Annotated in this window: 10 protein-coding genes and 3 pseudogenes; 7 read left to right on the top strand and 6 right to left on the bottom strand. The window is 72.4% G+C overall.

The window, feature by feature from the left end:
* The first annotated feature begins 318 nt into the window (after positions 1 to 318).
* Genes G6O69_RS38110 through G6O69_RS42615 form a run of 3 tightly spaced genes read left to right on the top strand, consistent with a single transcriptional unit; the run spans position 319 to position 1,996 of the window.
* A complete protein-coding gene (locus G6O69_RS38110; protein ID WP_255216837.1) occupies positions 319 to 1,254 on the top strand; it encodes a 1-acyl-sn-glycerol-3-phosphate acyltransferase in 936 nt (311 codons plus the stop codon).
* The gene (locus G6O69_RS38105; protein ID WP_176397358.1) at positions 1,251 to 1,730 is read left to right on the top strand and encodes an NAD-dependent epimerase/dehydratase family protein; all 480 of its coding nucleotides are present in this window, start codon (positions 1,251 to 1,253) and stop codon (positions 1,728 to 1,730) included. The genes G6O69_RS38110 and G6O69_RS38105 overlap by 4 nt, the downstream gene beginning before the upstream one ends.
* Positions 1,616 to 1,996, top strand: a complete 381-nt coding sequence (locus tag G6O69_RS42615) for an NAD-dependent epimerase/dehydratase family protein (RefSeq protein ID WP_176397361.1) — start codon at positions 1,616 to 1,618, stop codon at positions 1,994 to 1,996. The genes G6O69_RS38105 and G6O69_RS42615 overlap by 115 nt, the downstream gene beginning before the upstream one ends.
* A gap of 109 nt (positions 1,997 to 2,105) precedes the next feature.
* Here the strand turns inward: G6O69_RS42615 and G6O69_RS42610 are convergent.
* Together G6O69_RS42610 and pyrF are read right to left on the bottom strand one after the other, a co-directional pair.
* Positions 2,106 to 2,173, bottom strand: a pseudogene (locus G6O69_RS42610) (TIGR00701 family protein); the annotation flags it as partial.
* Between the two features lie 61 nt (positions 2,174 to 2,234).
* Positions 2,235 to 2,941 (bottom strand): annotated as a pseudogene (gene pyrF, locus G6O69_RS38090) (orotidine-5'-phosphate decarboxylase).
* Positions 2,942 to 3,104: 163 nt separating this feature from the next.
* On the opposite strand from pyrF, the gene G6O69_RS38085 reads away from it, so the two are divergent.
* Complete coding sequence (locus G6O69_RS38085) at positions 3,105 to 4,382, top strand: rhomboid family intramembrane serine protease (protein WP_172303872.1); 1,278 nt, start codon at positions 3,105 to 3,107, stop codon at positions 4,380 to 4,382.
* 90 nt (positions 4,383 to 4,472) lie between these two features.
* On the opposite strand, the gene G6O69_RS38080 is transcribed toward G6O69_RS38085, so the two are convergent.
* Genes G6O69_RS38080 through G6O69_RS38070 form a run of 3 tightly spaced genes read right to left on the bottom strand, consistent with a single transcriptional unit; the run spans position 4,473 to position 5,613 of the window.
* Complete coding sequence (locus G6O69_RS38080) at positions 4,473 to 4,658, bottom strand: hypothetical protein (RefSeq protein ID WP_176397353.1); 186 nt, start codon at positions 4,656 to 4,658, stop codon at positions 4,473 to 4,475.
* The gene (locus tag G6O69_RS38075; protein WP_176397357.1) at positions 4,649 to 5,491 is read right to left on the bottom strand and encodes a hypothetical protein; all 843 of its coding nucleotides are present in this window, start codon (positions 5,489 to 5,491) and stop codon (positions 4,649 to 4,651) included. Before G6O69_RS38075 ends, G6O69_RS38080 begins: the two co-directional genes overlap by 10 nt.
* Positions 5,488 to 5,613, bottom strand: coding sequence for a hypothetical protein (locus G6O69_RS38070; protein WP_176397360.1), 126 nt, complete (start codon positions 5,611 to 5,613; stop codon positions 5,488 to 5,490). The genes G6O69_RS38075 and G6O69_RS38070 overlap by 4 nt, the downstream gene beginning before the upstream one ends.
* Between G6O69_RS38070 and G6O69_RS38065 the strand changes: the two genes are divergently transcribed.
* Both G6O69_RS38065 and G6O69_RS38055 read left to right on the top strand, forming a co-directional pair.
* Entirely contained in the window at positions 5,602 to 5,742 is a 141-nt protein-coding gene (locus G6O69_RS38065; protein ID WP_176397356.1) for a hypothetical protein, read from the top strand. The two genes, G6O69_RS38070 and G6O69_RS38065, sit on opposite strands and share 12 nt — an antisense overlap.
* Positions 5,743 to 5,984: 242 nt before the next feature.
* The gene (locus G6O69_RS38055; RefSeq protein ID WP_176397355.1) at positions 5,985 to 6,488 is read left to right on the top strand and encodes a hypothetical protein; all 504 of its coding nucleotides are present in this window, start codon (positions 5,985 to 5,987) and stop codon (positions 6,486 to 6,488) included.
* A 3-nt stretch (positions 6,489 to 6,491) separates the two neighbouring features.
* Here G6O69_RS38055 and G6O69_RS38050 read toward each other — a convergent pair whose 3' ends face one another.
* Positions 6,492 to 6,707 carry a hypothetical protein gene (locus G6O69_RS38050; protein WP_176397354.1) on the bottom strand — a complete coding sequence of 72 codons (216 nt, stop codon included), beginning with the start codon at positions 6,705 to 6,707 and terminating at the stop codon, positions 6,492 to 6,494.
* Between the two features lie 159 nt (positions 6,708 to 6,866).
* On the opposite strand from G6O69_RS38050, the pseudogene G6O69_RS38045 reads away from it, so the two are divergent.
* Positions 6,867 to 7,117: pseudogene (locus G6O69_RS38045) on the top strand (hypothetical protein); the annotation flags it as partial.

Here is a 7,117-nt window from a genome sequence, read left to right as displayed (position 1 = left end):
GCTCGCGTCGATCCTCTCGGCCTCGGCGCCCAAGCTGGGCGAGGTCGACCTCTCGGCGCTGCGCACCGTGTCCGAGCTCGAGGCCGCGTTCACGGCCGCGGTCGGGCGCAAGGCCGAGCCCTCGCGCACGCGCAACATCGAGAAGGACGACGAGGACTTCTACGTCCCCGAGTTCATCCGCGACCCGGCCAAGGCCGCGCTGACCGTGGGCCAGCTGTCCTTCTACGACCGCTTCATGCGCGTCGAGATCCACGGCAAGGCCAACATCCCTACAACCGCAACACCCTGGTCGTCGCCAACCACGCCTCGCACCTCGACATGGGCCTGGCGAAGTACGCCCTCGGCAGCTACGGCCACGAGATCGTCGCCCTGGCCGCCGAGGACTACTTCTTCAAGAGCAAGTGGATGCGGGCCTACTTCGAGAACTTCACGAACATGGCCGCCCTCGACCGGCGCTCCGGGCTGCGCAAGGCCATGGAGCAGGCCGGCGAGCACTTCGACCGCGGGCGCACGGTGCTGATCTTCCCCGAGGGGACGCGCAGCACCGACGGGACCATGCGCGAGTTCATGCCGCTGATCGGCCACCTGGTCATGACCCACCGCGTGGACGTGCTCCCGCTGTGGCTCGGCGGCACGCACAAGGCCCTGCCCAAGGGCGTGAAGGTCCCGATCCCGCGCAAGCGCAAGGTCGAGGTCCGGATCGGGCCGCCGCTGACCATCGAGCAGCTCGAGCGGCGAACCGGCGGGATGAAGCGCGCCGACGCCTACCGCGAGGTCGCGCGCCTGTCCCACGACGCCGTCGCGGCCCTGCGCGACGGCTGGCAGCTCGACCTCGAGCGCGAGCCGCTGACCGAGGGCGAGGGCGCGAGCGGAGAGGCCGGCGAGACGGCTTCGCTGGCCTCGGCCAGGCCCGGGCGCAAGCCCAACGGCGTCTCGCAGACCCAGGCGATCTTCGACGACCTCCGCGGCCGCTTCGTGCCCGGGGCCGTCGACAAGCCGACGAGCTTCTACTTCTCCCTGGGCAGCGCCGCCGACGGAAAGTGGACCTTGAAGCTCGACGCCGAGCAGGCCCAGTTCGAACCCGGTCGCCCCGACGGCGGCAAGGCCGACTGCGTGCTCAAGACCTCGGTCGAGATCTTCGAGAAGATCGTGCGCGAGAGCTACACGCCCTCGGTCGCCGAATTCATGGCCGGCAAGGTCAAGTCCAACGACATCGCGCTGCTCCAGGTCTTCCAGCGCGCCTTCGCTCTGTGAGCACGAAAGCCATGACCATGACCCAGTCCACCAGCGCAATCGAGTCCGGCAAGCTGCTGATCACCGGCGCCACGGGCTTCTTGGGCCAGCACGTGGTCGCGGCCGCCCGCGCCGCCGGCTACGACGTCTCGGCCCTGGTCCGCGACGTCGAGGCCCCCGCCGCCCGCATGCTGCTCGAGGCCAAGGCCGAGGGCGAGCTCGAGCTCTACGCCGGCGACGTGCTCGACCCGGCCAGCGTCGAGCAGGCCGCCGAGGGCTGCGTGGCCGTGCTGCACTGCGCCGGCAAGGTCTCGCGCGCCGGCGAGGACGCCACCGAGATGACCCGGGTCAACGTCGGCGGCGTCGAGGTCGTGCTCGACGCCTGCAAGGCCGCGGGCCTGCGCCGGGCCGTGGTCGCGAGCACCAGCGGGACGATCGGGATCAGCACCGACCCGAGCGCGTCGCCGACGAGCGCGACGAGCCGCCGCTCTCGCTGATCAACAAGTGGCCCTACTACCGCAGCAAGTACTACGGAGAGCAGTCGGCCCTGGCCCGCGACGCCGAGGACTTCGAGGTCGTGGTCGTCAACCCGGCGCTGCTGCTCGGCCCCGGGGATCTTCACGGCAGCTCCACCGAGGACGTGCGCCGGGCCCTCGAGCAGCGCTCGCCGGTGGTCCCGGCCGGCGGCTACGCCTTCGTGGACGCCCGCGATGCCGCCGAGGGCATGATCTTGGCCCTGCAAAAGGGCCGCGCGGGACCGTGATGATCTTCCACAGCCGCCCGGCCATGAGCTCGAGCTGCGGCTGGAGGATCGCCCGCTCGCCTCGGGGCGCTCACCAGCCTCGGCGTGATAGACGAAGAGCCGGACGATGTAGAAAATACCCGCGAACCAGCTGATGAAGCCGACGATGTGCAGGGCCTTGGCGAGCAGGTAGGGCACGGTGCTTCGGGTCGGCGGGGGAGGTCTCGGCGGGGCGTCGACAGGGAATCGACAGCGTGACTCAGCTGGCGGCGGTGATCTCGGCGACGATGGCGTCGGCGGCGGCCGCGGGGTCTTGGGCCTGACGGATCGGCCGACCGACGACCAGGTGCGTGGCTCCAGCCGCGATCGCCCGGGCGGGGGTCATGACCCGCTTTTGGTCGCCGAGCTCGGCGCCGGCGGGCGGATGCCCGGGACCACGCGCAGCAGGCCGGACGTGAGCGGGGTGATCCCCTCGAGCTCCTGACCGCTGCACACGAGCCCCGCGCAGCCAGCCTCGGCGGCCGCCCGGGCACGGATCCCGACGAGCTCGGCCGGCGAGCGCGTGTGCCCGGCCTGCTCGCAGGCGAGCTGGTCTTGGCTGGTCAGCACGGTCACGGCGAGCACGCCAAGGGTGCCACCAGATGACGCCTCGGCCTGCTCGACGCAGGCCCGCAGGTGCTCGACCCCCGAGCCAGCGTGCACGGTGATCAGCCGGGCGCCCAGGCCCGCGGCGCTGCGGATCGCCCCGCGCATGGTGTTGGGGATGTCGTGGAGCTTGAGGTCCAAGAAGATCTCGAGCTGCGGGTGACGGGACCGCAGCTCGCGGACGATCGCCGGGCCCTCGGCCACGAACAGCTCGAGGCCGATCTTGAGCATGCCGACGTGGCCGTCGAGGCGCTCGGCGAGGGCGAAGGCCGACGCGCGGTCGGGGACATCGAGGGCGACGATCAGGCGTTCGCGGGACATCGCGCGGACGCTAGCAAGTTCTCGCCCCGCCGTCAGCGCGACCGATCTGCGCGGCCAGAGGGCACGACTGATCGGCGCGGCGGGTCGGCGCGACAGGGCCGAAGCCCCGTCAGTGAGCGCAGGCGCTGGCGCAGCGGATCACGTACACTCGCGTCGAGGCGCCGTGACCCCCCCTTACGCATCCGCCCACGAGCGCGTCGACGCCCAGTGTCCGGCCTGCCGCCTGCACGCGCTGGTGCCCCTGATCCTCTACTCGGTCGAGCGTGGGCGCTGGGCGCCGATCCCCGCCAAGGGTCTGCCGCCGCCGCGCCCCGGCGCACCCCACCCCATCGTCGTACACATCGACGCCTGCCCCGTTTGCAACGGCGCGTGGTTCGACGCCGGCGAGCTCAACTTGCTCGCAGGCGGCGACGCCAACCTGGCCAACATCGAGCAGGCCCTCGACCCCCAGCCCAGGCCCTGCGAGCGCGCCTGCCCGCGCGGCTGCGGCATGCTGGTCGAGCGCGCCCTGCCAGGCAAGATCACCACCCCCATCGATCAGTGCCACCGCTGCGGCGGCCTGTGGCTCGACGGTAACGAGCGGGCCAAGCTGGCCAAGGCGACCACCCGCGAGGGTCAAAAGAGCCGCGGTGAGCTGCTCACGCGCCGCGGGGTGATCTGGGTCGCCCAGCTGATCACCCAGGTCCCCGTGGAGGTCGAGAACCCGGCCACGAGCACCCCCTGGACCGTGCTCTCCCTGCTCGCTGTGCTCGCTGTGTGCTTCGCCCTCCAGCTCACCGGCACCTTGGACCTCGGCGTCTGCATGCCGGGGGCCAACGGCCTGCCCCAGGGCCGCCCCTGCCTGGCGCCGATCGCCAACGCGCTCTTCGAGCAGTGGCACAGCCTCGGCCCCGCGGCCCTGGTCCAGGGCAGCTGGTACACGCTGCTGACCTACTGGCTGCTCCACGGCGGCTGGGCCCACCTGCTGGGCAACTGCTACTTCCTCTACGTGTTCGGCGACAACGTCGAGCACCTGTTTGGGCGCGCGCGCTTCTTGGCGATCTTCTTGGCGGCCGCGCTGCTCGGCGGCCTGGCCGAGGTCTTGCTGTCCAAGAACTCCGGGGCCCCGCTCGTCGGCGCCTCCGGGGGCATCGCCGGGGTGATGGCCGCGTACCTGTGGTGCTTCCCCCGCAACAAGCTCTTTCAGCTGATCTTGTTCATCCAGCTCAAGCTGCCCGCGTGGGTCTACCTGATCGTGTGGATCGGCCTCCAGGCGATGATGGCCGCGCTCGAGACCGAGGACGCCAGCGTGGCCTGGTGGACCCACCTGTTCGGCTTCATGACCGGGGCCGCGCTCACGCCGATCTTCCTCGCCCAGCGCAGGCGCGAGGTCTCGGCGCGGGTCCGCGTCCCCGCGCTCCCCTACACCCGCGGCGCCCCGGGCCACGGCCCGCCTCGCTGACCCGAGCCCGGCTGCTCAGAGCCCGGCTGCTCAGAGCCCGGCTGCTCGGAGCCCGGCTGCTCGGAGCCCGGCTGCTCAGAGCCCGGCTGCTCAGAGCCCGGCTGCTCGGAGCCCGGCGTCAATGCGCGCGCGCATGGTCGCGTCGACGCGGCGGTAGTGCGCGACGCGGATGTCGAGGCTGGCGTCCCCCGCCCGACGGACCGCCCGCGCGATCGCGTCGGCGATCCACTGCGGGTCGTTGTCGAACACGCCGCCGCCGAGGAAGGTCAGCCACACGACCCGCTGCAGCGCCCGGCCGCCACGCCGGCCCGGGCGGCGAGCAGCGTGGCCTCGTAGGCGGCGTCGAGCACCGCCGTGGCCAGCGGCGCCCAGGCGCTGCGGGGCGAGCGGTCGTAGCCGCAGGAGAGCGCCGAGCAAAAGGCCTGCGAGACCGTGGTGGGTGCGCTGACCTCGGCAAAGCGCGACGCGAAGCTGACCTCGGCGCCGGTCTGCACGCCGATGCGCACGCGGTCCACGAAGGCCTCGCGGCCGCGGTTCGCCAGCGCATCCGCGGACGCGGCCAGGCGCTCGGCGTCGGAGAAGGCGTAGCCGTTGCGCACCGAGACGAAGGCCTCGGGCGCCCCGAGCAGCGCGAGCGCGTCGGCGAGGTTGTCGAGCTGGCGATCCGCCCGCTGCCCGATCTCGCCGGCGACGGGCGCGAAGTAGTTGCGATAGACCGTGGCCGCAGGCGCCGCGAGGGCGCAGGCCGGGCCCTGGGTGGGATCTTCGGCGTAGCCGGTCACCCCTTCTTCGGGGGTCGCCCGTGGATCCGCGAACTCCAGGCAATTGAGCTGCGAGGCGACCTGAAACATGGCGTCGCGGTTTTCGGGCAGGGCGTGCAGCTCGAGCACGTCGCCGATCCCCTCGTGGCGGACGCGCGCCCTGCCCGAGCGCGCCGGGGCGGCCGCCCGCAGCTCGGCGACGCTGGGCGTGGAGAAGCGCCCGGCCGCGAAGCGCCGGCCGTTGGCCCGCGAGCGCAAGCTGGCGCCCTCGGCCTCGACCTCGAACTGGGCCTGGGTCGCCTCCCAGGCGCCCTCGCGAAAGCCGAAGAGCTGCTCGAACCAGGTCATCCGCGAGCGTCGAGGAGCTCCGCGAGCGCGCGCAGAGCGTCGGTGGTCGTGAACACCCCGAGGACCTTGGCCGGGTGCTCGCGGTCGACGACGATCGTCGAGCCATAGTGGTGCTGGGCCATCTCGCGGGCGACCGCCTCGACGTGAGCCTCGGCCCGCAGGTGAAGGGCACCGGGGTCATCACCTTCGACACGAGGATCTCCTCGCTGGGCACCGAGATCACGCTCTCGGCCACGGCGATATCGCCGTGACTGAGGATCCCGACCAGCTTGCCGTCGCTGACCACGGGCAGGTGATGCCCGCCCATGCGGTACATCCGGTCCTTGGCGTCGGCCAGGGTCAGGCTCTCGTCGATGGTCTCGGGGAGCACGGTCATGTACTGACGGACGGGGATGTGATCGGCCATGGCCCGCAGAGCATAGCGGCTCGGCCCCACCCGCAACCAGCTCGGCGCGGCTGCCCAGGGCCGGCTCCAGGTGCTACCCTGCGAGCGATGCGTGGCGTGCTCGTCACCGGGCTTTCGGCCCTCGTCGCCGGCTGCCTGCCCGAGAACCCCGATCTCGACGACACCTCGACCTCCGCCTCGGACAGCGAAGGCGAGAGCGAGGACGACGGCGTCGAGGCCGTGACCGAGGGTCTGCTCGGCTGCCCGGCGGGGAGCGCTGCACCCTGGTCGCCGTCAGCCAGACCCTCGACGATCGCGTCGAGCTCTACACCGCGGCCGGCCCCGGCGCGACCTATCGCGGCGCCTTCGATCTCGACTTCAAGCCCAACCTCCAGGGCGACAACAGCGGCGAGCGCCTCGACGAGCCCTACGGCCTGGCCTGGGACGGCGAGCGCCTGCACGTGCTCTTGGGCCACTACCCGACCCGCGAGCTGTCCTCGCTGCTCAGCCTCCCGGCGGCCGAGCTCGCCGCGTTCGGGGACGCGAGCTGGATCGACGCCGACGACCTCGCCAGCTTCGAGATCACCGGCCTCGAGGTCACCGAGGCCCTGAGCATCACCCCGACCCGGCGGGCGGCGGCGCCTTGCTCGTCGGCGTGTTCGCCAACGACCTCACGGTCCCCGAGGCGGCCTGGACCGAGCCCAGCCAGGTCCTGCGCGTGCGCCCCGGCGAGGCCCCGCAAGCCACCGACATCGGCTGCGCGGGCGCCTGGTCCATGGTCGAGATCGCCGAGGATCGCCTGGCCCTGGCCTGCGACGGCGACGAGGCCATGGTCATCGTCGACCTGAACGGGGGCGGGGGCGGGGGCGGGGACGGGGGCGAGAGCGGGGGCGGGGGCGAAAGCGAGAGCCTGCCGACCCCGGCCTGCGTGGGCGACGTGCCCTTCTCGAGCAAGCGCGTGCGCTTCTTGGCCCGGACCAGCTCGGCGGCGTGCTGCTCACCGAGGCCCCGACGATCGTCAGCACCACCGAGGACGCCCGGCTGTGGTGGTTCGACGGCGGCTGCGGCCTGCGTGGCTTCACCACCCTCGAGGGCGCGAGCTCCTGGGACCTGCGCCAGCTCGTCGCCCTGCCCGAAGAGCGCGTCGACAGCCTCGCCCTCGACGGCCCGCGCTGGCTGCTCGCCCGGGCCGACGGCGACGCCCGCGGCGTGCTCGTCCTCGCCGGCGACCCCGAGGCCGG

The sequence above is a fragment of the Pseudenhygromyxa sp. WMMC2535 genome (assembly GCF_011083025.2).
The sequence above is the reverse complement of the archived record's forward strand: the minus strand, read 5'-3'. Positions and strand labels throughout refer to the sequence as shown.

Bases quoted from the DNA above. Each gene is read 5' to 3' on its own strand.
- G6O69_RS38110 (WP_255216837.1), top strand. From the start codon at position 319: ATGGGCCTGGCGAAGTACGCCCTCGGCAGCTACGGCCACGAGATCGTC.
- G6O69_RS38055 (WP_176397355.1), top strand. From the start codon at position 5,985: ATGCGTGGCGTGCTCGTCACCGGGCTTTCGGCCCTCGTCGCCGGCTGC.
- G6O69_RS38070 (WP_176397360.1), bottom strand. From the start codon at position 5,613: ATGGCCCAGCACCACTATGGCTCGACGATCGTCGTCGACCGCGAGCAC.
- G6O69_RS38050 (WP_176397354.1), bottom strand. From the start codon at position 6,707: ATGGCCTCGTCGCCGTCGCAGGCCAGGGCCAGGCGATCCTCGGCGATC.
- G6O69_RS38075 (WP_176397357.1), bottom strand. From the start codon at position 5,491: ATGACCTGGTTCGAGCAGCTCTTCGGCTTTCGCGAGGGCGCCTGGGAG.